The organism is Streptomyces sp. NPDC046931 (assembly GCF_040644655.1).
Lineage (GTDB): Bacteria > Actinomycetota > Actinomycetes > Streptomycetales > Streptomycetaceae > Streptomyces.
This window is the reverse complement of the sequence record NZ_JBEYWX010000002.1, coordinates 193111-218725: the sequence shown is the minus strand read 5'-3', so window position 1 is coordinate 218725 and position 25615 is coordinate 193111. Positions and strand designations below refer to the sequence as shown.

Below are 25615 nucleotides of genomic sequence, written 5' to 3'. Positions count from 1 at the left end.
GGCCACGACGTCGCTCAACGGTCCACTCTCTCACCCGCGCTGGACGGGTCGGCGCTTTCGGGTGCGGTGTCCGGTGCCGGGTCACTCGGCTGCTCCGGGTCGTCTGCCCCGGGCTCCGCGTCCGACACCTGTTCGGGGTCCGCCGCGGAGCCGCCGGTGTCTCCAGTGTCTACGGTGCCGTCCGTGGAGTCGTTCAGACCCCCCGGCTGCGGGGTGGCGTCCGGGTCGTTCCGTTCCTCCTCGGCCTCTCGCGCGGCCAAGCGCTTGCGCTGGGTGTACATGCGGAACCCGGCGAGGACCAGCAGCAGCACACCGCCCGCGATGACCAGCATCACCGTGGGCGTGATCTCGGTGACGTTCACGTCGAAGGTGACGGCCGGGCCGTACGCCTGGCCGTCCTCCGTGAAGAGCTGGGCGACCACGGTGGCCCGGCCGTTGGCGTTGGCCGTGGTGGTGAACTTCACGGACTGGCTGTGCCCGCCGGACACGGTGACGAGCTTCTCCGAGTAGGGACCGTTGCCGATCTTGAGTCGCGTCGGCTGCTGCGAGGTGAGCCGCAGCACCAGGTGGTCGACCCCTTGCATGAGGTTGTTCTGCACCGTCACCGGGATCGTGGCGCTGCGGCCCGAGAGCTTGGTCTCCGACTTCTCGATCAGCCGGACCTGGTCGGTGAGCCCGTCGAGGTAGGACCCCACGCCCAGGCGGAACCCCGACGCGTCGGTGGAGTGCCCCCGCCAGGAGGTGGACATGGCGCGGTCTATGGCCCGTCCGAAGGGGGTGACGACCCGCGCGGGGTCGGTGAGGATCACCTTGAAGTTGTCGAGCTTGTCCTGGGTGTCCTCGATCTCCTGGAACGCCGACTGGGGCAGCTGTTCCCGGCGCAGCGAGGAGGGGTAGCGGGAGGTGGACGGCACCCGAGTCGTGGCCCGCGGGTCCGGTTTGGCGTCGGCGGCCGCGGACAGCCCGGAGGACTGCGACCAGGCGCCGGACTGGAGCGCCTTCAGCGCCTGTGCCATCGACTGCGCCTGGCTCGCGGACGGCATCCGCTGCGGGGCGACCACGATGCTGCGCTGCTTCTGCGGCTCCTCCAGGTTGATCATGAGGCTCTGGGCCAGGAACTTCTGCACCGCCAACGTGGAGCCGCCGGCCGAGCTCATGTCACCCCCGAACGCGGTCGACAGGCCGGTGTCCGCGACCACCGCCGTGGTGCCGCCGCCGATGGGGCGCGCCGAGGTCGGGGTGTACGGCAGGCCGCCGGTCTCCTGGAGGCTGTCGCTGCGGGCGATGATCTTGTCGGCACCGGCGGAGGTGGCGACCTTGACGATCGAGGGATCGATCGCGCCGTCCACGGGCCAGGCGAAGTCGGTCTCGGGTTTCACATGGAGGATGGTCTCCACGGTGCTCCCGGCCACGTCCGTGGCGTCCTTCAGGTGGCTGAGGGAGCCGGTGACGTTCCTGCCGTCGTGCGCGAGCGAGGCGAGGTCGGGGTCGGCGAAGGGAAGGGCCACGACCTCCTTGCCCTGGACCGCCTGCTCGAGCTCGGCGAGCCACTGCTTGGCGACCGCCTGGTTCTTGCCGGTCGTCACCGAGCCGCCGTCGCCCTTGACGCTGTAGCTGCCCGCCATGGCGTCCACGGAGGCGAGCAGATCCGGATCGATCACCCAGGTGACGTTCAGGTCCCTGCCCAGCGACAGGAGCTGGGAGAGGCGCCCGCCTGGAGCGATCTCCCTGGCCAGGTCGTCGTTCTGGAAGACGGGTGTCTGCTGCTGGTTGGGAAGGGTCTCCGCGCTCATGTGGACGGAGGAGATCAGAGGCCAGAGGTACGTCGTTTTCGTCTTGGCGTCGGCGCCGTCCGGCTGCCAGGGCAGGAACGTCCGCTGGATGCCGAGTACCTGCTCGTAGGGCTGTGCGGAGGTCTGGCCGGAGAGCGAGATGCCGAGCTGGTAGACCCCGTCGGAGTGCAGGTCCAGCTTCTTGACGGGCACGGAGAGGGTGAAGCCCTGCGCGACCCCGGGGTCGAGCTTGGGGAACTTCTCGGCGTACTTGCCGCCGATCTCGGTGCCGTCGAGACCTGACGCGAAGCCGGTGCGGCGGGCGGCGTTGTCGATCGACCCCCGGCTGTTCAGCGACGGGCCGACCCGCAGGCCCACGTGTGCGTCCGTGATCGCCTGCTTGCCGTTGTTGGTGACCGTTCCGGAGACCGTCAGGGTGTCGCCGTCGGTCGGAGCGCCGGGACTGACCGAGTCGAGGGAGACACTGACCGTGCGGGAGCCGCTCGCCGCCACCGGAGCGCTCTTCGCGGCGGCGTGCGCCATCGGCCCGGCGGGCAGCTGCAGCAGGCCGGCCAGCAGGGGCGCACCCGCGAGCAGTGCTCCGGTACGCCGGAGCCACCGGCGGGCAGGTGAGGGACTCATCCCCTGGAATTCTGCCGCCTCGGCCACGCGCTCGCCCGTCCCTCGTCGTCGTCAGTGCTCGTCGGAATGTGCGTCCAGGCATGGTAACGATGTGCGCGGAGGTGAAGTGCCGCGGTCCGCCTCCCAAGATCGGGGAGCAGGGAGGGCTGTCCTGTATAAACGCGTATCGAGCAGGGCATCCGTACCGTGCGCTTATGTATGAATGCGGAGAGCTTGTGCCCGTTTAATGGAGGCGCCGGCGCCCGCACGGGCCACGTACCCTTTTCTGTTGTGCCGAACGCCAACGAAGACAATCCCAGTGCCCTGAGTCAGGTGCAGCACCGTGCGGTGAGCGAACTGCTGCGGGTGTCCCCTGTCGCCGACGACCTCGCCCGCCGTTTTCAGGAGGCGGGGTTCTCGCTCGCCTTGGTCGGCGGCTCGGTGCGGGATGCCCTCCTTGGCAGGCTCGGGAATGACCTGGACTTCACGACCGACGCCCGCCCCGAGGATGTTCTGAAGATCGTGCGGCCGTGGGCGGACGCCACGTGGGATGTCGGTATCGCCTTCGGCACGGTCGGTGCTCAGAAGGACGCGCGCGTCGGAGACGCTGTACAGCGCTTCCAGATCGAGGTGACGACCTACCGGTCCGAGGCCTACGACCGGACCTCGCGCAAGCCCGAGGTGTCGTACGGCGACTCGATCGAGCAGGACCTGGTCCGCCGTGACTTCACGGTGAACGCCATGGCCGTCGCGCTGCCCGAGAAGGAGTTCATCGATCCGCACCATGGGCTCGACGACCTCGCTGCCCGGGTGCTGCGCACACCGGGTACCCCCGAGGAGTCGTTCTCCGACGACCCGCTGCGGATGATGCGGGCCGCCCGGTTCGCGGCTCAGCTGGACTTCGAGGTCGCTCCCGAGGTCGTCGCGGCGATGAAGGAGATGGCCGAGCGCATCGAAATCGTTTCCGCCGAGCGTGTGCGGGATGAGCTGAACAAGCTGCTGCTGTCCGCACAGCCACGTAACGGACTGAGGCTGCTGGTCGAGACGGGGCTTGCGGACCATGTCGTGCCGGAGCTTCCCGCGCTGCGGCTGGAGCGTGACGAGCACCACCGGCACAAGGACGTCTACGACCACACACTGATCGTGCTGGAGCAGGCGATGGCGCTCGAGGAGGAGGGCCCGGATCTGACTCTGCGGCTTGCCGCCCTGCTGCACGACATCGGCAAGCCGAGGACGCGTCGCTTCGAGGGGGACGGCCGTGTCTCCTTCCACCATCACGAGGTGGTGGGCGCCAAGATGACCAAGAAGCGAATGGCGGCGCTCAAGTACCCCAATGAGCTGGTGAAGGATGTCTCCCGGCTGGTCGAGCTCCACCTGCGCTTCCATGGCTACGGCACCGGAGAGTGGACGGACTCCGCGGTGCGCCGCTATGTCCGTGACGCGGGCCCGCTTCTCGACCGCCTCCACAAGCTGACCCGGTCCGACTGCACGACCCGCAACAAGCGCAAGGCGGTGGCGCTGTCCCGTGCGTATGACGGTCTGGAGGAGCGCATCGCCCAGCTCCAGGAGCAGGAAGAGCTGGACGCGATCCGACCCGACCTCGACGGCAACCAGATCATGGAGATCCTGGGCGTCCGCCCGGGCCCGGTCGTCGGCCAGGCGTACAAGTTCCTGATGGAGCTTCGTCTGGAGAACGGCCCGATGGAGCACGATGCCGCAGTGGCGGCACTCAAGGAATGGTGGGCCGAGCAAAGCGCCTGAGGCGGGGAGCCAGCGCATGTTTCACGTGAAACATGCACCCAGGACGCACGTAGGGGCGATGTTTCACGTGAAACATCGCCCCTACGTCGCGTGCGAACCAGAGTTGTACGGCCTGCGTACTACTTATTCTCCTTCAGGCAGAGCACCACCTTGTGGGTGGCCTCCGTCTGGTAGTAGGCGATCGTGGCGTCCTGAACGCTCTTGCACTTGTTGTCGTCGCTGGTGTTGTCAAACTTCTTGACGACCTTGTACTGCGCCGAGCTGGAGGAGCAGTCGACTTCCTTGAGATTCGCGTCGGACTCCGTGCCGTCATTGTGCATGCACGCGCCCACCGAAGTGCTCTCCGCATCCGTCTGGTTCGCCCACCAGCCGATGCCGAACTTCACGCCCAGGGCGATGATGCCGACGATGATGGCACCGACAATGCGCAGTGCCTTCTTACCCGCGCGCTTGCCCGAGCCCGCCTGCGGGGGCATCGGGGCGGGAGCTCCCTGGTGCGGGAACGGAGCGTAGGGGGCCCCGGGGGCGCCGGCCTGCTGCGGCGGAACTCCGGGCTGACCGGGCTGCTGCCCCATGGGTGCGCCGGGCTGCTGGGCGTACGGGTTCGCGCCCTGGGGCGGCGGAGTGGTCACTGCGGGGGTCCCCTCAAATGTGGATGTGTCATGTACGAAGTAAGACGGACGTAAGTTACCGGTCCCCACTGACAACGTTGAAGCTGAGGGGGGCTCCGTAGCCTTGATGTGACACTTACCGGCGTTCGAAGCGGGACATAGCCGTAGCAACTGCCGCGTAGATAACGGCGACCGTGACCACCAGGGCGGCTGAGCGGCCGTCAGGAGGCAGCATGAGGGCGGCGAGTCCGGCCGCGCCGACGAAGGCGGCGTTGAACAGCACGTCGTACACCGAGAAGATCCGGCCCCGGAAGGCATCCTCGACCGCCGACTGGACGATCGTGTCCGTGGAGATCTTGGCCCCCTGTGTGATCAGCCCCAGGACGAAGGCCGCGACCAGCATGGGTCCGGTGGCGAACGGAAGGCCGAGCGCGGGCTCGAGCACCGCGGCCCCCGCGGCGCACACGACGATCCAGCGGCCGGGACCGAGCCGTCCCGCCGCCCAGGGAGTCACCACGGCCGCGGCGAAGAAACCGGCACCGGACACCCCCAGCGCCAGCCCCAGCAGGGCCAGGCCGCGGTCCGAGTCCGGGGCCAGGGCGTACCGGCACAACATGAGCAGCAGGACGAGCAGTGCTCCGTAGCAGAAACGCATCAGCGTCATCGCGGTGAGCGCCCAGGCGGCCTCCCGGCGTGAGGGCTCTGCCAGATGGCGTACGCCCGCCGCAAGGGCGCGCAGGGTGCCGGCGAGGGCCGTGCCCAGCCGCGGTGGCACCGGCTCCCGGTCGGGACCCAGCAGTGCCGGTGCCAGGCTGAGCGAGACGAGGGCCGAGCCCAGATACAGCGTCGCGCCCAGCAGCACCACCGCGGCGTCGGAGCCCTCGGCCACCAGGCGCACCAGGAAGGCGAGTCCGCCGCCCGCGGTCGCGGCGAGCGTGCCGGCCGTCGGGGAGAGGGAGTTGGCCATCACCAGGCGTTCGCCGTCGACCACGTGGGGCAGCGCCGCCGACAGGCCCGCGAGGATGAAGCGATTGACCGCGGTGACGCAGAGTGCGGAGACGTAGAAGAGCCAGTCCGGGACGTGGCCCAGTATCAGAGCGGCTGTTCCGCAGGCGAGCAGGGCACGCAGCAGGTTGCCGTAGAGGAAGACCTGGCGCCGCCGCCAGCGGTCCAGCAGGACGCCCGCGAAGGGGCCGACGAGGGAGTACGGAAGGAGCAGTACCGCCATCGCGGAGGCGATGGCCGCTGCGGACGTCTGCTTCTCCGGGGAGAAGACGACATAGGCGGCGAGTGCGACCTGGTAGACACCATCGGCTCCCTGGGACAGCAGCCGCACGGCGAGCAGACGCCGGAAGCCCTGGAAGCGCAGGAGGACGCTCAGGTCGCGCGCGACGGACATGGGGCCCAGCCTCACATACGCGAAGGGTCCCCGGGCACATGGCCCGGGGACCCTTTCACCGTTCGCAGGGGAACGCGGAGATCAGCGGTCGACCTCGCCCTTGATGAACTTCTCGACGCTCTCGCGGGCCTCGTCGTCGAAGTACTGGACCGGCGGGGACTTCATGAAGTACGAGGACGCCGAGAGGATCGGGCCACCGATGCCGCGGTCCTTGGCGATCTTCGCGGCGCGCAGGGCGTCGATGATGACACCCGCGGAGTTCGGGGAGTCCCAGACCTCGAGCTTGTACTCCAGGTTCAGCGGGACGTCGCCGAAGGCGCGGCCCTCGAGGCGGACGTAGGCCCACTTGCGGTCGTCGAGCCAGGCCACGTAGTCGGACGGGCCGATGTGCACGTTCTTCTCGCCGAGGTCCCGGTCGGGGATCTGGGAGGTGACGGCCTGCGTCTTGGAGATCTTCTTGGACTCCAGGCGCTCGCGCTCGAGCATGTTCTTGAAGTCCATGTTGCCGCCGACGTTCAGCTGCATCGTGCGGTCCAGGATCACGCCGCGGTCCTCGAACAGCTTCGCCATGACGCGGTGCGTGATGGTGGCGCCGACCTGCGACTTGATGTCGTCACCGACGATCGGGACGCCCGCCTCGACGAACTTGTCGGCCCACTCCTTGGTGCCGGCGATGAAGACCGGAAGGGCGTTGACGAAGGCGACCTTGGCGTCGATGGCGCACTGGGCGTAGAACTTCGCCGCGTCCTCGGAGCCGACGGGCAGGTAGCAGACGAGGACGTCGACCTGCTTGTCCTTGAGGATCTGGACGACGTCGACCGGCTCCTCGGCGGACTCCTCGATGGTGGCGCGGTAGTACTTGCCGAGACCGTCGAGGGTGTGGCCGCGCTGGACCGTCACGCCGGTGGAGGGGACGTCGCAGATCTTGATGGTGTTGTTCTCCGAGGCGCCGATGGCGTCCGCCAGGTCGAGGCCGACCTTCTTGGCGTCCACGTCGAACGCGGCGACGAACTCCACGTCACGGACGTGGTAGTCGCCGAACTGGACGTGCATCAGACCCGGGACCTTGGACGCCGGGTCGGCGTCCTTGTAGTACTCGACTCCCTGCACCAGCGATGCGGCGCAGTTGCCCACGCCGACGATGGCTACGCGAACCGAACCCATTCCGGTTGCTCCCTGTGTGTGTGAGGTGAAGCCCCGACTGGACCTCACGTGGTGGTGTCGTCGGACGGATCCGGCCGGGTGCTGTCCCGGTGCCGGGGCAGGCCGCCCGTCTCTCCAGATGTGCTGCCGTGAGCGGTGCCATCGGCGGTGGAACCCCTGAGGTCCCGTCCGGCCCGCTCACTTTCGATGAGCTCGTTCAGCCAGCGCACTTCGCGCTCCACGGACTCCATTCCGTGGCGCTGGAGCTCGAGGGTGTAGTCGTCGAGGCGCTCCCGGGTGCGCGCCAAGGAGGCCCGCATCTTCTCCAGGCGTTCCTCCAACCGGCTGCGGCGGCCCTCCAGGACGCGCATGCGCACGTCGCGGGACGTCTGCCCGAAGAAGGCGAAGCGAGCGGCGAAGTGCTCGTCCTCGTACACGTCGGGGCCCGTCTGGGAGAGCAGCTCCTCGAAGTGCTCCTTGCCTTCGGCCGTCAACCGGTAGACGATCTTGGCCCGTCGCCCCGCGAGCGGAGCCGCGTGAGCGTCGTCGCTGGTATCGCTCGTCTCCTCGATCAACCAGCCGTTGGCGACCAGCGTCTTGAGGCACGGGTAGAGCGTCCCGTAGCTGAACGCACGGAATACACCCAGTGATGTATTGAGCCGTTTGCGCAGCTCATAGCCGTGCATCGGGGACTCGCGGAGCAGGCCGAGGACGGCGAACTCGAGGATCCCGGAACGCCGGCTCATGTGCGCCTCCTCTCTGCCGCTGTCTCGTCCGTACGGTCTTTATACCGTGCTGATGTATCGACTCGATACATCAGCACGATAGAACGCCTCTCCGAGTGCGACAAGAGGGGGCAGGGTGAACGGGGTCACATCACCGATTAGTGGGAAGCAAGTTGCCTGATTTGGGGTGAACTTCAGGGATCGGCGGGTTTTGGTGGTGCGTAGTCTGTGCGGCATGCACATCACCGGGAACCGAGTGACGCTCGGGGACGTCCTCGTCCTCGGTGCAGTACGGATGAATGCGAAAACGACCGCATCCGTACTTCGGGGGGACCGGAAACCTGCCGCCGTTTCCAGGCGCGCGATGCGCCTGCCCGAGGAGTAGTCGTTCGATGAGCGAGCACCGTCGCAAACCGCCGCCGCCGCAGGGAGGCGGACGTGCCGCGGCCCGACGCGGTCAACCGGCGTCCCCCGGCCGCCGGGCTGCACCGGGAGGCGCCGCAGGGTCTCCTTCCGGCTCCTATGGAACCGGAGGAGAGGAGCGCCCGTACGGTGGCCGTGCCGAGGCCCGTCGGGCGGCCCAGAGAAGCGGTGGCAGTCGGCGCAGAACGGCCGACGCCCCGGGAGGCGGCCCCGGAGGCCCGGCCGGGCCGGGCCGGGGCAGGGGGCGCAACAGTCCTCCCCCCCGGAAGCGATTCATCGACTACCCGCGAGCGGACAAGTCCGGCTTCGGCCGCTGGGTACCGTCGTGGAAGCTGGTGACGGGGCTGTTCATCGGCTTCATAGGGAGCATGGTGGCGGTGGCGGGCGTCGGCTACGCGATGGTCACCATTCCGGACGTGGCCAAGACGGCGAAGGCCCAGAACAACGTCTTCTACTGGGCAGACGGCAGCCAGATGGTGGCCACCGGCGGTGAGGTCAACCGCCAGATCATCAACTACGCGCAGATTCCGAGGAATATGCGCTACGCCGTCATCTCCCAGGAGAACAAGACCTTCGAGACCGACAGCGGCGTCGATCCGAAGGGCATTGCGCGCGCACTGTTCAACATGGCCCGGGGCGGTCAGACGCAGGGTGGCTCGACCATCACCCAGCAGTACGTGAAGAACGCGATGCTGGACGACCAGTCGCAGACGATCTCCAGGAAGTTCAAGGAGATCTTCGTCTCGATCAAGGTGGGCGCCGAGGTCCACAAGGAAGACATCATGGCCGGCTACCTGAATTCCGCCTACTACGGGCGGAGCGCCTACGGGCTTCAGGCGGCCTCGCGCGCGTACTTCAACAAGGACGCCACCGATCTCGATGCGGGTGAGTGCGCCTTCCTGGCCGCGATGCTCAAGGGCGCCACGTACTACGACCCGGCCGGCGCGACGTCTCTCGATCCCAAGGCCACGGCCCAGGCCAACAGCAAGCGGGCCCTGGTCCAGATGCAGGACACCCTGAACAAGATGGTCGAGTACGGCCATCTGAGCCCCACGGAGCGGGCTCGGTTCACCAAGCTGCCCAAGGTCCAGAACCCGCGGTCGAACAGCCGGCTGAGCGGCCAGGTCGGCTATCTCGTCGACCTCGCCAAGGCGTACCTGGTCAACAACACCGACATCACGCCCAACGACCTGCAACGGGGCGGTTACTCGATCTACACCACCTTCGACAAGAAGAAGGTCCAGCAGCTCGAGAACGCCGTCAAGAATGTGCAGAAGGCCAACATCAAACCGAAACTGCGCCCGAACACGGACAAATATGTCCAGTTCGGCGGGGCTTCCGTGGATCCGACCACCGGTGCCATCAAGGCGATCTACGGCGGTGAGGACGCGACCAAGCACTTCACCAACAACGCCGACCAGACCGGTGCGCAGGTGGGCTCGACGTTCAAGCCGTTCGTGCTCGCGGCGGCGATGTCGTGGGGCAAGCGCAACCCGGACCTCGGTGAGTCGCAGGCACAGGACGAGCGCACCATCGTCTCGCCGAAGAGCCTCTACAGCGGCCAGAACAAGCTGAAGATCCGGGAGTACAACCACGAGGTCTGGAAGAACGAAAAGGGAGAGGAGTGGCTGCAGACGAACGACGGCAACGAGTCGGTCGGCGATGCGCCGGACTACAAGATCGACCTTCGTGAGGCCATGCGGCTCTCGGTGAACTCCGCCTATGTCCAGCTCGGCATGGACGTCGGTCTGGACAAGGTCAAGGAGGCGGCTCTGAACGCGGGCATCCTCAAGACCAGTCTCGCGAGCGCCAACTACCCGTCGTTCTCGATCGGAACCTCCGACCCCAGTGCCATTCGCATGGCCGGCGCCTACGCCACCTTCGCGGCCAGCGGTCAGCAGAACGACCCATACTCGGTCCAGAAGGTTACAAACCAGGACGGAACGGTCTTCCAGCACAAGAGCAAGTCCCAGGAGGCCTTCACCTCCAAGGTCGCCGACAACGTGACCGACGTTCTGAGGACCGTTGTCGAGAAGGGCACCGGAACCGCCGCGCAGCTGCCCGGCCGCGAGGTCGCGGGCAAGACCGGTACCACGGACGGCAACAAGTCCGCCTGGTTCGTCGGGTACACCCCGCAGCTCGCGACCGCGATCGACATGTTCCGGATGGATGACAACGAGAACAACAAGTCGCGTGAGTTCCTGAAGATGTACGGAACAGGCGGCCAGAAGAAGATCCACGGAGCCTCGTTCCCGGCCGAGATCTGGCACGACTACATGCTTCAGGCGCTCAAGGGCGAGCCGGTGAAGACCTTCCCGACACCCGAGCCCATCGGTGTGGTCGTGAACGACACCCCGAGCCCGAGCGTGACCCCCACGCCCACGCCGAGCATCACATCGAGCCCGACGCCGTCCCCGACGCCGAGTGAGACGCTCATCTCTCCCACGCCGACGCCCAGCGACACCTGTGGCAACTTCCGTTGGAACTGCGGTAGCGACAACGGCGGTGCCAACGGTGGGGGCGCTGACGGCGGCAGCACGGGCGGGGTGACCCCGAGCCCGACGGAGACCTTCGGGAACGGAAACACCAGAGGCAATGGCAATGGTGGGCTATTCGGTGGCCCGAACGGATAGCCATCACCGACCGTGTTTCACGTGAAACTCTGCGTTTCACGTGAAACAGGGCCCGAAGAGGGGCCGTCCCGCCGATCAGGTGGGGCGGCCCTCGGCTTTTTCCTAGGTGCATGCGGCAGGATGGCCCCCATGCCCAGTGGAGAGACGACGCGAGCGAGCGTCCAGGAGCCGGACCTGGTGCGGCCGACCCGGGAGGACGAGGTCGCCGCGGCCGGAAGCGAGCTGATCGGTGGTCCCATCGGACGACGCGCACTGCTCGGGACGTCCTGGTGGACTCCCGTGCGGGTCGTGGCGCTCGTCGCGATCGGCATGTTCGCCCTCGGCATGGTCCAGAAGCTGCCCTGCTACGACAGCGGCTGGTTCTTCGGCGCCAGCTCGCAGTACACGCACGCGTGCTACTCGGACATCCCGCACCTCTACCAGGGCCGCGGCTTCGCCGATGGGCGCGTGCCCTACTTCGACAAGCTCCCCGGCGACATGGACTACCTCGAGTACCCGGTACTCACGGGTGTGTTCATGGAGGTCGCTTCCTGGCTGACCCCGGGCAGCGGTGCCCTCCAGTCCCGGGAGCAGACCTACTGGATGGTCAACGCCGGGATGCTCCTGGTGTGCACCGTGGTCATCGCCGTGTGCACCTCGCGGATCCACCGCCGACGGCCCTGGGACGGCCTTCTGGTCGCCCTCGCGCCCGCCTTCGCGCTGACGGCGACCATCAACTGGGACCTGCTCGCCGTGGCCCTGCTGGCCGTCGCGATGCTGATGTGGTCGCGTGGCAGCGCCCTGGCCTTCGGAGTCCTGGTGGGACTGGCCACGGCCGCCAAGTTCTATCCCTTTCTCGTGCTCGGACCGCTCCTCGTGCTGTGCTGGCGGGCCGGCAAATGGCGTGAGTTCACGACCGCCGTGCTGGGCGCCGTCGGGGCGTGGCTCGTGGTCAACGTGCCGGTGATGTTCCTCGCGCCCGAGGGCTGGTCGAAGTTCTACCGCTTCAGCAAGGAGCGTGGGGTCGACTTCGGATCGGTCTTCCTGTTCGTCTCGCGCTGGCTCAACATCAACATCACCGCGGACACGGCCAACACCTGGGCCCTGGTCATGATGGTCGTTGCCTGCGCTGTTGTCGCGGCCATCGCGCTGACGGCCCCCCGGCGCCCGCGATTCGCGCAGCTGGTCTTCCTGATCGTTGCGGCGTTCATCCTCACCAACAAGGTCTACTCGCCGCAGTACGTGCTCTGGCTGGTCCCCCTCGCCGCGCTGGCCCGGCCGCGCTGGCGGGACTTCCTGATCTGGCAGGCCTGCGAGGTGGCGTACTTCCTGGGGATCTGGATGTACCTCGCGTTCACGACCAGCGGAGACGCCCACAAGGGGCTGCCCACGGACGGATACCAATGTGTCATCGCCGTCCACCTGCTGGGGACGCTCTATCTGTGTGCCGTCGTCGTGCGGGACATCTTCATGCCGGAACGGGACATGGTGCGCCGGGCCGGTGACGACGACCCGTCCGGCGGTGTGCTGGACGGTGCGGAGGATGTCTTCGTGCTGGGAGCCGCCGCTCACCCACCACGGCACGCGGCGCACTTCGAGAGTCCCCATGTGGAGTGGGGCAGTCGAGGAGCGGAGCCACCGAGGGACGGTTCGCTCTGAGCGAACAGGCCGCGGGGCCCCCACGCACAAGGCCGTACACGGGCTTCCGTGTACGGCCTTGGTGCTTTTCCGGTTGGGCGGCGGTCGACGCTCTGGGTCAGCAGTCGACGAGGCGGTCGAACTGAGTGGTGGTGTGCCGCAGATGGGCCACCAGTTCGTCGCCCACCTTCGGCTCCGTCGCATCGGCGGGGATGAACAGGATCGAGACCTGCATGTGCGGGGGTTCGGCGAACCAGCGCTGCTTTCCCGCCCAGACGAACGGCGAGAGATTCCGGTTCACCGTCGCGAGGCCGGCCCGGGCGACGCCCTTGGCGCGCGGCATGACGCCGTGCAGGGCCTTGGGAGCCTCCAGGCCCACCCCGTGGGACGTTCCGCCCGCCACGACGACCAGGAAGCCGTCGGAGGCCGCCTTCTGCTGCCGGTAGCCGAAGCGCTCGCCCTTGGAGACACGCGTGACGTCCAGGACCGCCCCGCGGTACTCGGTCGCCTCGTGGTCCCCCAGCCACAGCCGGGTGCCGATGCGGGCCCGGAAGCGGGTCTGCGGGAACTGCTGCTGGAGGCGGACCAGCTCCTCCGCCTTGAGGTGGCTGACGAACATCGTGTGCAGCGGCAGCCGGGCCGCGCGCAGCCGGTCCATCCAGCCGATGACCTCCTCGACGGCGTCCGAGCCGTCCGTGCGGTCGAGCGGAAGGTGGATGGCGAAGCCCTCGAGCCGGACGTTCTCGATGGCCGAGTGCAGTTGGGGCAGGTCCTGCTCGCTCACCCCGTGCCGTTTCATCGAGGACATCACCTCGATGACCACACGGGCGCCCACGAGTCCGTACACGCCGTCCACGGACGACACCGACCGGATGACGCGGTCCGGCAGCGGTACCGGTTCCTCGCCGCGCCGGAACGGCGTCAGCACGAGCAGGTCACCACCGAACCAGTCCTTGATCCGGGCGGCCTCGTACGTCGTGCCCACGGCGAGAACGTCCGCGCCCAGTCGCGTGGCCTCTTCCGCCAGCCGCTCGTGGCCGAAGCCGTAGCCGTTGCCCTTGCAGACCGGGACGAGCCCCGGGAACTGCTCCTGCACGTGCTTGTGGTGTGCCCGCCAGCGCGCGGTGTCGACGTAGAGCGTGAGCGCCATGGCCGGTCCCGGAACCTTTCTCGTGGCTGCGGTGTATCAGAGGTCTGAGAGGGAATTGTGACGGATCCGCCGGCCGGGAGGCCCGCCGGACCGCTCGGGCGGTCCGGCACGGGGGCTCCGGCGTCAGCGGCGCGACATGTAGATGTCGAGTGCCTTGTGGAGCAGCTTGTTCAGCGGGAAGTCCCACTCGCCGAGGTACTCGGCGGCCTGTCCGCCCGTGCCCACCTTGAACTGGATCAGGCCGAAGAGGTGGTCCGTCTCGTCCAGTGAGTCGGAGATGCCGCGCAGGTCGTAGACGGTCCCGCCGAGCGCGTAGGCGTCGCGCAGCATCCTCCACTGCATCGCGTTGGAGGGACGCACCTCGCGGCCGATGTTGTCGGAGGCGCCGTAGGAGTACCAGACGTGGCCGCCGACGATCAGCATCGTCGCAGCGGACAGGTTGACGCCGTTGTGCCGGGCGAAGTAGAGCCGCATGCGGTTGGGGTCCTCGGTGTTGAGGGCCGTCCACATGCGCTGGAAGTACGACAGCGGGCGGGGCCGGAAATGGTCGCGCACGGCCGTGATCTCGTAGAGCCGCTGCCATTCCTCGAGGTCGTGGTAACCACCCTGGACGACCTCGACCCCGGCCTTCTCGGCCTTCTTGATGTTGCGGCGCCACAGCTGGTTGAAGTTCTTGTGGACCTCTTCCAGAGAGCGGTTGGCGAGCGGAACCTGGAAGACGTAGCGGGGCTGCACATCGCCGAAGCCGGCGCCGCCGTCCTCGCCCTGCTGCCAGCCCATGCGGCGCAGCTTGTCGGCCACCTCGAAGGCGCGCGGCTCGATGAAGTCGGCCTCGATGTCGCGCAGGCGCTTCACATCCGGGTCCTGGATGCCCTGCTTGATGGAGTTGGCCTCCCAGCGCCGGATGATCACCGGCGGGCCCATCTTCACGGAGAACGCGCCCTGGTGCTTGAGGTGGGCGAGCATCGGCTGGATCCAGTCGTCCAGGTTCGGCGCGAACCAGTTGATGACCGGGCCCTCGGGAAGGTAGGCGAGGTAGCGCTTGATCTTGGGCAGCTGGCGGTACAACACCAGTCCGACGCCCACCAGTTCGCCGTTCTTGTCGAACCAGCCGAGGCTCTCGGAGCGCCACTCCGCCTTGACGTCTGCCCAGGCCGGAACCTGCATGTGGCTCGCCGCCGGCAGGCTCTGGATGTACGCCAGATGCTGCTCGCGACTGATCGTCCTCAGGGTCAGGCTCATACGGGGCGCTCCTCGGGCTGGTGTGTCCCCATGGGTACAGGGGCTCCGGCTCTCGCGCCGAAGCCTACTGCGCCCCGCGAGCGCCCCGTCTGGCCGTATGGAACCTGTGCGCCATGAGGTGGCCGGCCGGCCCCGCGGCCCGGCCGGCCACCTCACCGGTCAGCCGCCGACGATCCCGCCGAAAAGGCCGCCGTGGGCCATACCCAGGAAGAAGCCGACGGCCGAGGCGCCGAGCCCCAGGATCAGTCCGAAGCGCTGACGGGTCGTGACGGAGATGAACTGGCCGTACGCGCCGGTGAAGATCCCCACCAGGCCGGTCCAGGAACTGACCAGATGCAGGCCTTGAGAGACCAAGGCAGTGACGAAGGCCGCGATCCCGAGCACCAGGGTCACCAGGAGAAAGGTGTCCTGGACGGGATGGGCCTTGCCGTCCGTGGCCAAGAGAGAACCGGTGGTGTTGGGTCGCAATACCTGTGCCATAGGGCACCTCCTGCGGAAGGCAGCGCATCGTAGCGCCTTACACACCCGATGTGTACAGATTGACGGCCTTCGCGGCCGGATTTCAACCGGAAGCTTGTGTGCGGGTACTCTGTACCGTCTGCACCGGTGTCTGCCCAGGCCGAGCCAGGTCAACCGTCGACCGACCCTGATTGTCAGTGACGGCTGATTGAGTGGCAGGCACTGTTGCGTACGCATCACAACCCTCCTGCCACGGAACGACCGTGGCCGCTGAGTCCAAAGGAGGTGGGTTCCACATGCGTCACTACGAGGTGATGGTCATCCTCGACCCCGATCTCGAGGAGCGCGCTGTCTCCCCGCTGATCGAGAACTTCCTTTCTGTCGTCCGTGACGGTGGCGGAAAGGTCGAGAAGGTCGACACCTGGGGCCGTCGTCGTCTCGCGTACGAGATCAAGAAGAAGCCCGAGGGCATCTACTCGGTCATCGACCTGCAGGCCGAGCCTGCGGTCGTCAAGGAGCTCGACCGCCAGATGAACCTGAACGAGTCGGTCCTCCGGACCAAGGTCCTCCGTCCCGAGACCCACTGAGCTTCCGCTCAGCTGATCTCGGGATTCGAGTAGCAGCACAAGCAGCCAGCAGCAAACCCGCCGAGAGGTTCCCCCATGGCAGGCGAGACCGTCATCACGGTCGTCGGCAATCTTGTCGATGACCCCGAGCTGCGCTTCACCCCGTCCGGTGCGGCGGTCGCGAAGTTCCGCGTCGCGTCCACTCCCCGCACCTTCGACCGCCAGACCAACGAGTGGAAGGACGGCGAGAGCCTCTTCCTGACCTGCTCGGTCTGGCGTCAGGCGGCGGAGAACGTCGCCGAGTCGCTCCAGCGAGGCATGCGCGTCATCGTGCAGGGCCGGCTGAAGCAGCGGTCCTACGAGGACCGTGAGGGCGTCAAGCGCACGGTCTACGAACTCGACGTCGACGAGGTCGGCGCGAGCCTGCGTAACGCCACGGCCAAGGTCACCAAGACCGCGGCCGGACGCGGTGGCCAGGGTGGTTACGGCGGCGGTGGCGGCCAGGGTGGCGGCGGCTGGGGCGGTGGCCCCGGTGGCGGCCAGCAGGGCGGCGCTCCGGCCGACGACCCTTGGGCGACCGGCGCTCCCGCCGGTGGCGGCCAGGGCAGCGGTGGCCAGGGTGGCGGCGGCTGGGGCGGTGGCTCCGGCGGCGGTGGCGGCTACTCGGACGAGCCCCCCTTCTAGGCCTTTGTGCCGGGTCCCCGGACCCGGACGGGTCGAGGGTGGGCCGTATCCCCAACTTCTTGATCACACAGGAGAAACACCATGGCGAAGCCGCCTGTGCGCAAGCCGAAGAAGAAGGTCTGCGCTTTCTGCAAGGACAAGGTCACGTACGTGGACTACAAGGACACGAACATGCTGCGGAAGTTCATTTCCGACCGCGGCAAGATCCGTGCCCGCCGCGTGACCGGCAACTGCACGCAGCACCAGCGTGACGTCGCCACGGCCGTCAAGAACAGCCGTGAGATGGCGCTGCTGCCCTACACGTCCACCGCGCGATAAGGGAAGGGTGACCGACTCATGAAGATCATCCTCACCCACGAGGTCTCCGGCCTCGGCGCTGCCGGTGACGTCGTCGACGTCAAGGACGGTTACGCTCGCAACTACCTGATCCCGCGGAAGTTCGCGATCCGCTGGACCAAGGGCGGCGAGAAGGACGTCGAGCAGATCCGTCGCGCTCGCAAGATCCACGAGATCCAGACCATCGAGCAGGCCAACCAGGTGAAGGCCCAGCTCGAGGGCGTGAAGGTCCGTCTGGCCGTCCGCTCCGGCGACTCCGGCCGTCTCTTCGGTTCCGTCACCCCGGCCGACATCGCTTCGGCGATCAAGGCTTCCGGTGGCCCCGAGGTCGACAAGCGCCGCATCGAGCTGGGTGCCCCGATCAAGACGCTGGGCGCCTACGAGACGTCCGTGCGTCTGCACCCCGAGGTTGCTGCCAAGGTCAACATCGAGGTCATCTCGGCCTGATGCCGGGCTCGGCTTGAGCAACGCAGAGAAGGGCCGTACCCCCTGGGTACGGCCCTTCTTCGTGGCCGGCGACGGGGCTCGCGGGGCCCGTTTCACGTGAAACGGGCCCCGTTTCACGTGAAACAGGACGGCATCGGTCAGGCCGTGGCCGCGCTCAGCGCGTCGCACCCGTCACGACCCAGCGTCCCGAGCGGGCACGTAGCCACAGTGTGGCCATCCGCATGGTCATCATCAGCGTCATCGCCGCCCACAGCGCGGTGAGCCCGCCGCCGAGGACCGGGACGAGCAGGGCCACGGGAGCGAAGACTGCCAGGGTCAGCAACATCGCCCAGGCGAGATAGGGGCCGTCGCCCGCACCCATCAGGACCCCGTCCAGCACGAAGACCATGCCGCAGACGGGCTGGGAGACTGCCACGAGCACCAGGGCGGGCAGGGCCGTGCGGTGGACGGCCGGGTCAGCGGTGAACAGCGGCAGGAAGAGTGGGCGGGCGGCGAAGACCAGCAGCCCCAGAGCCAGGCCGGTGGCGATTCCCCACTGGACCATGCGGCGGCATGCCTCCCGGGCGCCCTGTGTGTCACCTGCTCCGAGATACCGTCCGATGATGGCCTGCCCGGCGATGGCGATCGCATCCAGGGCGAAGGCAAGCAGGCTCCACAGCGACAGGATGATCTGGTGCGCGGCGATGTCGGCGTCTCCGAGCCGGGCGGCGACGGCCGTGGCGATCATCAGGATCGCCCGCAGCGAGAGCGTCCGCACCAACAGAGGGACCCCCGCTTGGGCACAGGCGCGTATGCCCGCCGCGTCCGGACGTAGCGAGGCGCCGTGCCGACGGGCGCCGCGGACGACGACATACAGATAGGCGCCGGCCATGCCGCACTGGGCGATGACGGTGCCCCATGCGGAGCCGGCGACCCCCCACCCGGCCCCGTAGACGAGGCCGGCGTTGAGGGCGGCGTTGGCGACGAAGCCGACGACGGCGACGTACAGCGGTGTCCTCGTGTCCTGAAGGCCCCGTAGTACGCCGGTCGCGGCGAGGACGACCAGCATGGCGGGGACACCGAGCATGGAGATCCGCAGATACGCCGTCGCATAGGGGGCAGCCGTCTGTGAAGCGCCGAAGAGTTCGACCAGGCCGGGCGCCGTGGGGAGCACGAAGGTGATGGCGGCCGCTCCGATCAGCAGTGCCAGCCAGATGCCGTCCATGCCCTGGCGGATGGCGGCTCGCAGATCGCCGGCGCCGACGCGGCGGGCGACAGCGGCCGTGGTGGCGTAGGCGAGGAACACAAAGACGCTCACCGTGGTGGTGAGGAGCGCCGAGGCGACGCCGAGTCCGGCGAGCTGAGCGGTGCCGAGATGGCCGACGATCGCGCTGTCGGCCATCACGAACAGGGGCTCTGCCACGAGGGCGCCGAAGGCCGGAACAGCCAGGCCGATGATCTCCCGGTCATGCCGGCGTCGGGCGGCGCCGGGTGGCGCGGGAGTCTGTGTCATGGCCACCAATCTAATCGTCCACAGGTAAGTGATGCAAAGCGTTAGTGTCCCTTACTGTGGTCGGCGCGGGGCGCGGTCCCGTGCACCCTTCGCAGTGATCTTGATCCTGCTGGGGAAGTTTTTCTTCTGCACAGCCAGTGGACGGGAAAGGTGCAGGTCAGGTGGGGTTCTCCAAATCGGCTGAGGGCTTGTTCACAGGGCTGTCCACCGTGTCGTGCACAGGTTTTGAGGAGTTCTCCACAGCATCGGGGCCGTCGTCCACATGGCCTGTGGATAACCAGATTGGCTGACGCTGCCGACAGGCCTAACGTGGTGCGGCGCCCGCTCCCCCTCCGCCTTTGAAAAGCGCGTGAGAAAGACGCGTCTGAACCGGAGCTGGGCTGCTCGTTTTGTCAGTGTCGTGCCCTAGAAATGAGGGGCACGGCGAGGTCCGCGCGGCGGACGGGAGGAGGCGGCCCGGTGAGCATTTCCGAGCCCTTGGACGATCCGTGGGCCGACAGCGGCCCCAGTGATCGTGTTCCCGCTTCCCGCCGGGGCCGGGACGGTGGCCGGGGCCGCGAGGAGCAGCACGACCGCGGTAGCGACAGCGGCGCCTGGGACGGCGGAGGCGCATCCTTCGAGCGCGTACCGCCGCAGGACCTGGACGCCGAGCAGTCGGTCCTCGGCGGCATGCTCCTGTCCAAGGACGCGATCGCGGACGTCGTCGAGGTCCTCAAGGGCCATGACTTCTACCGGCCCGCGCACGAGACGATCTACCAGGCGATCCTCGATCTGTACGCGAAGGGCGAGCCGGCCGACCCCATCACGGTCGCCGCCGAGCTGACGAAGCGGGGCGAGATCACCAAGGTCGGCGGCGCCCCGTATCTGCACACCCTGGTACAGACGGTCCCTACCGCGGCGAACGCCGAGTACTACGCGCAGATCGTGCACGAGCGCGCGGTCCTGCGTCGGCTGGTCGAGGCCGGCACGCGCATCACCCAGATGGGATACGCGGCCGACGGCGACATCGACGAGATCGTCAACAGCGCCCAGGCCGAGATCTTCGCGGTCACCGAGCAGCGGACGGCCGAGGACTATCTGCCGCTCAGCGAGATCATGGAGGGTGCCCTCGACGAGATCGAGGCGATCGGTTCCCGCTCGGGGGAGATGACCGGTGTGCCGACCGGCTTCACCGACCTCGACCAGCTCACCAACGGTCTGCACCCCGGCCAGATGATCATCATCGCTGCCCGTCCCGCCATGGGTAAGTCGACGCTGGCCCTGGACTTCGCGCGCGCGGCGTCCATCAAGCACAACCTGCCGAGCGTGATCTTCTCGCTCGAAATGGGCCGTAACGAGATCGCGATGCGTCTGCTGTCCGCCGAGGCACGCGTGGCCCTGCACCACATGCGGTCCGGCACGATGACGGACGAGGACTGGACCCGTCTCGCGCGCCGGATGCCGGACGTCTCGGCCGCGCCCCTCTACATCGACGACTCGCCGAACCTGTCGATGATGGAGATCCGCGCCAAGTGCCGCCGCCTCAAGCAGCGCAATGACCTGAAGCTGGTCGTGATCGACTATCTGCAGCTGATGCAGTCGGGCTCCAAGCGGTCCGAGAGCCGGCAGCAGGAGGTCTCCGAGATGTCGCGAAACCTGAAGCTGCTGGCCAAGGAACTGGAGCTGCCGGTGATCGCGCTTTCACAGCTCAACCGAGGCCCCGAGCAGCGGACGGACAAGAAGCCCATGGTGTCCGACCTGCGTGAGTCCGGATCGATCGAGCAGGACGCCGACATGGTCATCCTGCTGCACCGCGAGGACGCGTACGAGAAGGAGTCGCCGCGCGCGGGCGAGGCGGACATCATCGTCGGCAAGCACCGCAACGGCCCTACGGCCACGATCACCGTCGCCTTCCAGGGCCACTACTCCCGTTTTGTGGACATGGCCCAGACCTGAGCCACCGACCTGTAGGGTCTCGAATTTCGTGGCACAGGGGGCTGCCGCGGCCGGCTGGGCGGCCGGTTGCCTGGTCGTATTCGGTTACTTCAGCCAGGTTGGAAGAACGCGAGCATCTTCTGGCCGGCGTCGGGCGACGCCAGCATTTCCTGGACGTGCGCGGACTGCCGGCCGACAGCGCTGGCGCGTTCGAACATCTCGCGTTCGTATTCTTTGACGGCGGCGGGAAAATCGTCCGGGTGCGCGGCCAGCGCCAGGCCGAGCAGGGCGCCGTCGAGCAGGGCCATGTTGGCGCCCTGTCCCACCGGCGGCATCAGGTGCGCGGCATCGCCGACCAGCGTGACGCCTGGTGTCGACGGCCAGGTCAGGCCCACCGGGAGAGCGGTGATCGACCGTGGCAGGACCGTGTCGTCGCAGGCTGCGATCAGTGCGGTGAACCGTGAGTCCCAGCCGGTGAACAGGTCGATCAGCCGCAACCGGGCGGCGGCCGGGTCGTCGAACGGGATCCCACTGGTCGCGAACCAGTCCTCGGCGGAGTTGTAGAAGCTGAGGTAGATGCGTACGCGGCCGTCACCGTTGCGCTGCGCCGCCAGGGATTGTCCGTTGCCGAGAACCCAGTAGTTGCCGCGTCCAACCATCGTCGCGAGGTCGGGGTGGGTGCGGTCGATGTCGGGAATGCCAAGCTCGACGACGTTTTGGCCGATGTGTACTGGTCGAGCGTCGGTGAGCTGCGCGCGGACGCGGGAGTGTGCGCCGTCGGCGCCGACCAGCAGGTCATCCGCCGACAACGGCCTGCTGCTGCCGTCGGCGAAGTGCAGCAGGCCGTTGTCGGCGGATTCGAAAGCGTGCCCCCAGCGCACCGCGTGTTCGGGGAGAGAGTCCAGCAGCAGGCCGCGCAGATCGGCACGGTCGACCTCAGGTCGCTCGAGCGGGGCGTCGTCGGGCGTGTCCTCCTGGAGCAGAAGGGTGCCGTCCGGCTCGAGAAGACGCATGTCCTGCCCTGCGCCACGGGCGATCGCGTGGAACTGGTCGATCAGACCGGCCTCACGCATCGCCCGCTGCCCGGTCCCGGAGTGCAGGTCGAGCATGCCGCCCTGACCGCGCGCGCCGCGTGACGGTTCGCGTTCGTATACGACGGCGTCGATGCCGTTCACGTGCAGCACACGGGCAAGAGCCAGGCCGCCGAGGCCGGCTCCGACGATGGCGATGGTCATGGTTGCCCCTTCGATACACCGTATGAGTCGATACACTGTATCGCTCGATGCGATGTATTGTTGGCGGCATGTTGGTGTGGGAGAGGCCGGAGCCACCGAATCGACCCGTGCCGGCCCCGTTGAGCCGGGAGAGGATCGTGCGAGCGGCGATCCAGCTGGCCGACGCGGACGGCCTGGACGCGGTGTCGCTGCGCAAGGTCGCCACCGCGCTGGACGTCCGTCCGATGCGGCTGTACGGCTACATCGCCGGCAAGGAGGAGTTGCTCGACCTGATGGTCGACGCCGTCCACGCCGAGATCCGACCGGTCGGAGACGGCTGGCGGGAGGTGCTCCGGTCTCTTGCCGAAGCCACTCGGCACGCCGCTCACGAGCACGAATGGCTCGCCGATCTACTGGGTGGCCGACCCCAGCTCGGGCCGCATGCGCTGGCCAGCGGGGAGACCGTGGTGGCCGCACTGGGCGGCGTCGACGTGGACGCCGTCATGCCGGTGGTCGCCGCAGTCAACGCGTACGTGATCGGCGCGGTGCGTCGGGAGATCGCCGAGCGACGTGCCGAGCGGGCCACCGGGATGGACGAGAAGCGTTGGCAGGCCTCACTCGGGCCCTATCTGGAGCGGACCTTCGCCACCGGCCGATTCCCCGCGCTGGCCACGGTGGTGCGCGATGCCACCCACTGGGACGCCGACCACACGTTCCGGATCGGCCTCGACTTCCTGCTCGACGGCATCGAAGCCCGCATCTCAAGGTGACGCGCCGCCGAAGGGCCGGGGGCCGGTGCCGCCCGTAGCACCAGATCGGCGCTGACGCGTTGAGGCGACACAACCTCACCGAAGCGTGCGGACGGGGAGGACGCTGGGGAAGACGCCGGGGAAATGGACTCGACGCGGGATTCCGTGCCGGGTGGACTGGGGGGCATGACGACATCGCAGGAAGAACTGCTCCCCGCCACGCGCCGTGTCCTGCTGCATCGCATCGCCGTGGCCCAGGCCGAGGGGCGGGCGCCCTCACTGGTCGCCGCGGTCGTCCGGGACGGCCGGACGGTGTGGCACGGCTCGCGCACCTCCGTGGACGGCCACGCCCCGGACGAGAACGTGCAGTACCGGATCGGATCGATCACCAAGACGTTCACGGCGGTGCTCGTTCTGCGGCTGCGCGACGAGGGCGTCCTGGATCTCGGGGACCCGCTGGAGAAGTATCTGCCCGGCACGGGGGCGGGCGAGGCGACCGTTGCCGAGCTGCTCGCGCACACAGGCGGGCTGGCGGCCGAGTCGCCCGCTCCGTGGTGGGAGCGCACACCCGGCTCAGTACGCCCGGAGCTCGCGGATGTGCTCGGCCAACAGCCGTTCCTGCACGCGGCCGGCCGGCGGTTCCACTACTCGAACCCCGGCTACACCCTGCTGGGAGCGCTTGTCGAGGAGCTGCGCGGAGCCCCGTGGGAGGAGGTCCTTGGGCGGGAAGTGCTCGAACCCCTGGGCCTGCAGCGCACGAGTACGCGACCGCAGGCGCCGCACGCGGGCGGCTGGGCGGTGCATCCCTGGGCCGATGTCATGCTGCCGGAGCCGGCCGAAGACCTCGGCCGGATGGCCCCGGCCGGACAGCTCTGGTCCACCACGGGGGACCTGGCGCGCTTCGCGGCCTTCCTGGCCAAGGGCGACGACCGGGTGCTGAGCGCCGCATCGCTCCTGGAGATGCGCACTCCGGCGGCTCCGCCCCAGGCCGCGGACGTGGCGGCCGGATACGCCTACTGCCTGGGGCTGGAGATCCGGCGCTCGGGCGGACGGCTCCTCGTGGGGCACACCGGGTCCCTGCCGGGGTTTCTCGCCTGCCTCACGCTCAGCGTGGAGGACGATGTCGCAGCCGTCGTGCTGGCCAACTGCACCTCCGGCCCTGTGCTGTCGGCCGTGGGGGCCGACCTCGTTCGTATCGTGGCCGAGGCCGAACCGAGGATGCCCGAGCCCTGGCGCCCGCTCCAGGACGTCGACCCGTCCGTGCTGGAGCTGGCGGGGCAGTGGTACTGGGGGACGCAGGGCTTCGCCCTGCGGTACTCGGCGGACGGGCTCGTCTCCCTGGAGCCGCTGTCGGGTACGGGCCGACGCTCGCGTTTCCGGGCGAACGGTGACGGCACATGGACGGGGCTGGAGGGCTACTACACCGGAGAGCGCCTGCGTGCCGTACGACGTGCGGACGGGTCGGTGAGTCATCTGGACCTCGGATCGTTCGTCTTCACGCGTCAGCCGTACGACGAGGGGGCTCCGGTGCCCGGAGGGGTGGATCCGGAGGGATGGCGAGGGATCGGCTAGGCGCCGTGTCAGAGCTGGAGTTTGAAGCCCACGTGTGAGGCCTCGAAGCCGAGACGCTGGTAGAAGCGGTGGGCGTCGGTCCGACTGGTGTCGGAGGTGAGTTGCACCAACTGGCAGCCCAGGCGCCGGGATTCGTCGATGGCCCACTCGATGAGCCGGGTACCCAGTCCGCTGCCGCGCTCGTCGGCGTGGATGCGTACCGCCTCGATGACGGAGCGGGTCGCACCCTTCCGGGACAGCCCCGGGATGATCGTGAGCTGAAGGGTGCCGACGACGCTTCCGTCGCGGACGGCGACCACCAGATGCTGGTTCGGATCGCTGTTCACTCGGTCCAGCGCGGCCAGGTAGGGCGTCAGGTCGTGCGGTGACTCCCGCCGGGCGCCGAGTGGGTCGTCCGCGAGCATGCTCACGATCGCGGGGACGTCGTCCGCGACGACGCGTCGTACCTCAAGATCTCCCATGTCCGCAGCCTATGCGGGACGGCGTTCACTGGTGTGCGGGGAGCAGCCGGTTCCAGGAAGGCACCTTCAGCGACTCGACCACGCGGACGAGGGGCTCCAGCTCGGGGTTCCTCGCCGCTTCGTCGAGCGCCTCGCGCAGAGCGGCGTCATTGGTGGGGCGAGCCTCTTCGAGGAGCTTGAGACCTGCCTCGCTGACGTTGGTGTAGATGCCGCGGCGGTCGGTCGGACAGAGGTAGCGCGCGAGCAGTCCGCGGTCCTCGAGTCTGGTGACCAGCCGGGTCGTGGCGCTCTGACTGAGGACCACCGCTTCGGCGACCTGCTTCATCTGGAGCATGCCGCCCACGCCGCTGTGCTGCCGGCTGAGCACGTCGAGCAGGGAGTACTCCCGCACGCTCAGCCCGTGTCCGGCCTGCAGGGCTCGCTCGATGTGGGCCTCGATCCTCCCGTGCAGCAGGGAGAGGGCGCACCAGCCCTGAGCGAGGGCGGTGAGCGCGGGGTCCGTCGCTGTCATGGCGTTCTCCTCCGTGCCGAGGCGGCTCCTCCCCAGGATAGAGCAACCTCGCAATAGACAGCTGATGCAAGTATCGGGCGCCTGCAATTATTCCGGAGGTGGAAAACGGCCCG

At 68.1% G+C, this 25615-nt stretch carries 22 protein-coding genes; 10 read left to right on the top strand and 12 right to left on the bottom strand.

Translation table 11 applies throughout. From position 1 onward, the window contains the following. Positions 1 to 14: 14 nt before the first annotated feature. Positions 15 to 2441 (bottom strand): DUF6049 family protein, encoded by a 2427-nt coding sequence (locus ABZ876_RS05040; protein WP_361774408.1) that lies wholly within the window; start codon positions 2439 to 2441, stop codon positions 15 to 17. A gap of 243 nt (positions 2442 to 2684) precedes the next feature. Between ABZ876_RS05040 and ABZ876_RS05035 the strand changes: the two genes are divergently transcribed. Then, a complete protein-coding gene (locus tag ABZ876_RS05035) occupies positions 2685 to 4154 on the top strand; it encodes a CCA tRNA nucleotidyltransferase (RefSeq protein WP_361774405.1) in 1470 nt (489 codons plus the stop codon). Between the two features lie 119 nt (positions 4155 to 4273). Here ABZ876_RS05035 and ABZ876_RS05030 read toward each other — a convergent pair whose 3' ends face one another. From ABZ876_RS05030 to ABZ876_RS05015, 4 genes are all read right to left on the bottom strand, one after another. Then, positions 4274 to 4786, bottom strand: a complete 513-nt coding sequence (locus ABZ876_RS05030; protein ID WP_361774402.1) for a hypothetical protein — start codon at positions 4784 to 4786, stop codon at positions 4274 to 4276. A 115-nt stretch (positions 4787 to 4901) separates the two neighbouring features. Then, positions 4902 to 6164, bottom strand: coding sequence for an MFS transporter (locus ABZ876_RS05025; RefSeq protein ID WP_361774399.1), 1263 nt, complete (start codon positions 6162 to 6164; stop codon positions 4902 to 4904). Positions 6165 to 6245: 81 nt separating this feature from the next. After that, positions 6246 to 7328 carry an inositol-3-phosphate synthase gene (locus tag ABZ876_RS05020; protein WP_361774396.1) on the bottom strand — a complete coding sequence of 361 codons (1083 nt, stop codon included), beginning with the start codon at positions 7326 to 7328 and terminating at the stop codon, positions 6246 to 6248. Between the two features lie 44 nt (positions 7329 to 7372). Continuing rightward, positions 7373 to 8053 carry a helix-turn-helix transcriptional regulator gene (locus ABZ876_RS05015; RefSeq protein ID WP_361774393.1) on the bottom strand — a complete coding sequence of 227 codons (681 nt, stop codon included), beginning with the start codon at positions 8051 to 8053 and terminating at the stop codon, positions 7373 to 7375. Positions 8054 to 8424: 371 nt separating this feature from the next. On the opposite strand from ABZ876_RS05015, the gene ABZ876_RS05010 reads away from it, so the two are divergent. Further along, on the top strand, positions 8425 to 11088 hold the full coding sequence (locus tag ABZ876_RS05010) for a transglycosylase domain-containing protein (protein WP_361774390.1): 2664 nt from the start codon (positions 8425 to 8427) through the stop codon (positions 11086 to 11088). A gap of 120 nt (positions 11089 to 11208) precedes the next feature. Continuing rightward, complete coding sequence (locus ABZ876_RS05005; RefSeq protein ID WP_361774387.1) at positions 11209 to 12726, top strand: glycosyltransferase 87 family protein; 1518 nt, start codon at positions 11209 to 11211, stop codon at positions 12724 to 12726. A gap of 97 nt (positions 12727 to 12823) precedes the next feature. Here ABZ876_RS05005 and ABZ876_RS05000 read toward each other — a convergent pair whose 3' ends face one another. From ABZ876_RS05000 to ABZ876_RS04990, 3 genes are all read right to left on the bottom strand, one after another. Continuing rightward, the gene (locus ABZ876_RS05000; protein ID WP_361774384.1) at positions 12824 to 13855 is read right to left on the bottom strand and encodes an alanine racemase; all 1032 of its coding nucleotides are present in this window, start codon (positions 13853 to 13855) and stop codon (positions 12824 to 12826) included. 123 nt (positions 13856 to 13978) lie between these two features. Next, a complete protein-coding gene (gene femX, locus ABZ876_RS04995; protein WP_361774381.1) occupies positions 13979 to 15097 on the bottom strand; it encodes a peptidoglycan bridge formation glycyltransferase FemX in 1119 nt (372 codons plus the stop codon). A 159-nt stretch (positions 15098 to 15256) separates the two neighbouring features. Further along, positions 15257 to 15577 carry a hypothetical protein gene (locus tag ABZ876_RS04990; RefSeq protein WP_361774379.1) on the bottom strand — a complete coding sequence of 107 codons (321 nt, stop codon included), beginning with the start codon at positions 15575 to 15577 and terminating at the stop codon, positions 15257 to 15259. Between the two features lie 275 nt (positions 15578 to 15852). Between ABZ876_RS04990 and rpsF the strand changes: the two genes are divergently transcribed. From rpsF to rplI, 4 genes are all read left to right on the top strand, one after another. Further along, positions 15853 to 16143: a 30S ribosomal protein S6 gene (gene rpsF / locus ABZ876_RS04985; RefSeq protein ID WP_014673750.1), complete on the top strand. Its 291-nt coding sequence runs from the start codon at positions 15853 to 15855 to the stop codon at positions 16141 to 16143. Positions 16144 to 16218: 75 nt separating this feature from the next. Beyond that, positions 16219 to 16806: a single-stranded DNA-binding protein gene (locus ABZ876_RS04980; protein WP_361774376.1), complete on the top strand. Its 588-nt coding sequence runs from the start codon at positions 16219 to 16221 to the stop codon at positions 16804 to 16806. Between the two features lie 81 nt (positions 16807 to 16887). After that, on the top strand, positions 16888 to 17124 hold the full coding sequence (rpsR, locus tag ABZ876_RS04975) for a 30S ribosomal protein S18 (RefSeq protein ID WP_003949403.1): 237 nt from the start codon (positions 16888 to 16890) through the stop codon (positions 17122 to 17124). 18 nt (positions 17125 to 17142) lie between these two features. Then, positions 17143 to 17589, top strand: a complete 447-nt coding sequence (gene rplI / locus ABZ876_RS04970; protein WP_361774373.1) for a 50S ribosomal protein L9 — start codon at positions 17143 to 17145, stop codon at positions 17587 to 17589. Positions 17590 to 17743: 154 nt separating this feature from the next. On the opposite strand, the gene ABZ876_RS04965 is transcribed toward rplI, so the two are convergent. Then, entirely contained in the window at positions 17744 to 19081 is a 1338-nt protein-coding gene (locus tag ABZ876_RS04965; RefSeq protein ID WP_361774370.1) for an MATE family efflux transporter, read from the bottom strand. Between the two features lie 459 nt (positions 19082 to 19540). Between ABZ876_RS04965 and dnaB the strand changes: the two genes are divergently transcribed. Then, positions 19541 to 21016, top strand: a complete 1476-nt coding sequence (gene dnaB / locus ABZ876_RS04960; protein WP_361774367.1) for a replicative DNA helicase — start codon at positions 19541 to 19543, stop codon at positions 21014 to 21016. Between the two features lie 89 nt (positions 21017 to 21105). On the opposite strand, the gene ABZ876_RS04955 is transcribed toward dnaB, so the two are convergent. Then, positions 21106 to 22230: an FAD-dependent monooxygenase gene (locus ABZ876_RS04955; RefSeq protein ID WP_361775549.1), complete on the bottom strand. Its 1125-nt coding sequence runs from the start codon at positions 22228 to 22230 to the stop codon at positions 21106 to 21108. A gap of 68 nt (positions 22231 to 22298) precedes the next feature. Here ABZ876_RS04955 and ABZ876_RS04950 point away from each other — a divergent pair, with 68 nt between their 5' ends. Together ABZ876_RS04950 and ABZ876_RS04945 are read left to right on the top strand one after the other, a co-directional pair. Next, positions 22299 to 22979, top strand: coding sequence for a TetR/AcrR family transcriptional regulator C-terminal domain-containing protein (locus tag ABZ876_RS04950; protein ID WP_361774364.1), 681 nt, complete (start codon positions 22299 to 22301; stop codon positions 22977 to 22979). 165 nt (positions 22980 to 23144) lie between these two features. Continuing rightward, positions 23145 to 24530 (top strand): serine hydrolase domain-containing protein, encoded by a 1386-nt coding sequence (locus tag ABZ876_RS04945; RefSeq protein WP_361774361.1) that lies wholly within the window; start codon positions 23145 to 23147, stop codon positions 24528 to 24530. Positions 24531 to 24538: 8 nt separating this feature from the next. Here the strand turns inward: ABZ876_RS04945 and ABZ876_RS04940 are convergent, their stop codons facing one another. Both ABZ876_RS04940 and ABZ876_RS04935 read right to left on the bottom strand, forming a co-directional pair. After that, positions 24539 to 24991 carry a GNAT family N-acetyltransferase gene (locus tag ABZ876_RS04940; RefSeq protein WP_361774358.1) on the bottom strand — a complete coding sequence of 151 codons (453 nt, stop codon included), beginning with the start codon at positions 24989 to 24991 and terminating at the stop codon, positions 24539 to 24541. 25 nt (positions 24992 to 25016) lie between these two features. Next, the gene (locus ABZ876_RS04935; protein WP_361774355.1) at positions 25017 to 25502 is read right to left on the bottom strand and encodes a MarR family transcriptional regulator; all 486 of its coding nucleotides are present in this window, start codon (positions 25500 to 25502) and stop codon (positions 25017 to 25019) included. Positions 25503 to 25615 lie beyond the last annotated feature (113 nt).

Excerpts from the sequence above, each read along its gene's own strand:
- ABZ876_RS05000 (WP_361774384.1), bottom strand. The coding sequence starts at position 13,855 with ATGGCGCTCACGCTCTACGTCGACACCGCGCGCTGGCGGGCACACCAC.
- ABZ876_RS04935 (WP_361774355.1), bottom strand. The coding sequence starts at position 25,502 with ATGACAGCGACGGACCCCGCGCTCACCGCCCTCGCTCAGGGCTGGTGC.
- ABZ876_RS04990 (WP_361774379.1), bottom strand. The coding sequence starts at position 15,577 with ATGGCACAGGTATTGCGACCCAACACCACCGGTTCTCTCTTGGCCACG.
- ABZ876_RS04940 (WP_361774358.1), bottom strand. The coding sequence starts at position 24,991 with ATGGGAGATCTTGAGGTACGACGCGTCGTCGCGGACGACGTCCCCGCG.
- ABZ876_RS04980 (WP_361774376.1), top strand. The coding sequence starts at position 16,219 with ATGGCAGGCGAGACCGTCATCACGGTCGTCGGCAATCTTGTCGATGAC.
- ABZ876_RS04965 (WP_361774370.1), bottom strand. The coding sequence starts at position 19,081 with ATGACACAGACTCCCGCGCCACCCGGCGCCGCCCGACGCCGGCATGAC.
- ABZ876_RS05005 (WP_361774387.1), top strand. The coding sequence starts at position 11,209 with ATGGCCCCCATGCCCAGTGGAGAGACGACGCGAGCGAGCGTCCAGGAG.
- ABZ876_RS05010 (WP_361774390.1), top strand. The coding sequence starts at position 8,425 with ATGAGCGAGCACCGTCGCAAACCGCCGCCGCCGCAGGGAGGCGGACGT.
- rplI (WP_361774373.1), top strand. The coding sequence starts at position 17,143 with ATGAAGATCATCCTCACCCACGAGGTCTCCGGCCTCGGCGCTGCCGGT.
- ABZ876_RS04945 (WP_361774361.1), top strand. The coding sequence starts at position 23,145 with ATGACGACATCGCAGGAAGAACTGCTCCCCGCCACGCGCCGTGTCCTG.
- ABZ876_RS05015 (WP_361774393.1), bottom strand. The coding sequence starts at position 8,053 with ATGAGCCGGCGTTCCGGGATCCTCGAGTTCGCCGTCCTCGGCCTGCTC.
- ABZ876_RS04955 (WP_361775549.1), bottom strand. The coding sequence starts at position 22,230 with ATGACCATCGCCATCGTCGGAGCCGGCCTCGGCGGCCTGGCTCTTGCC.
- femX (WP_361774381.1), bottom strand. The coding sequence starts at position 15,097 with ATGAGCCTGACCCTGAGGACGATCAGTCGCGAGCAGCATCTGGCGTAC.
- rpsF (WP_014673750.1), top strand. The coding sequence starts at position 15,853 with ATGCGTCACTACGAGGTGATGGTCATCCTCGACCCCGATCTCGAGGAG.
- rpsR (WP_003949403.1), top strand. The coding sequence starts at position 16,888 with ATGGCGAAGCCGCCTGTGCGCAAGCCGAAGAAGAAGGTCTGCGCTTTC.
- ABZ876_RS05025 (WP_361774399.1), bottom strand. The coding sequence starts at position 6,164 with ATGTCCGTCGCGCGCGACCTGAGCGTCCTCCTGCGCTTCCAGGGCTTC.
- ABZ876_RS04950 (WP_361774364.1), top strand. The coding sequence starts at position 22,299 with ATGTTGGTGTGGGAGAGGCCGGAGCCACCGAATCGACCCGTGCCGGCC.
- ABZ876_RS05020 (WP_361774396.1), bottom strand. The coding sequence starts at position 7,328 with ATGGGTTCGGTTCGCGTAGCCATCGTCGGCGTGGGCAACTGCGCCGCA.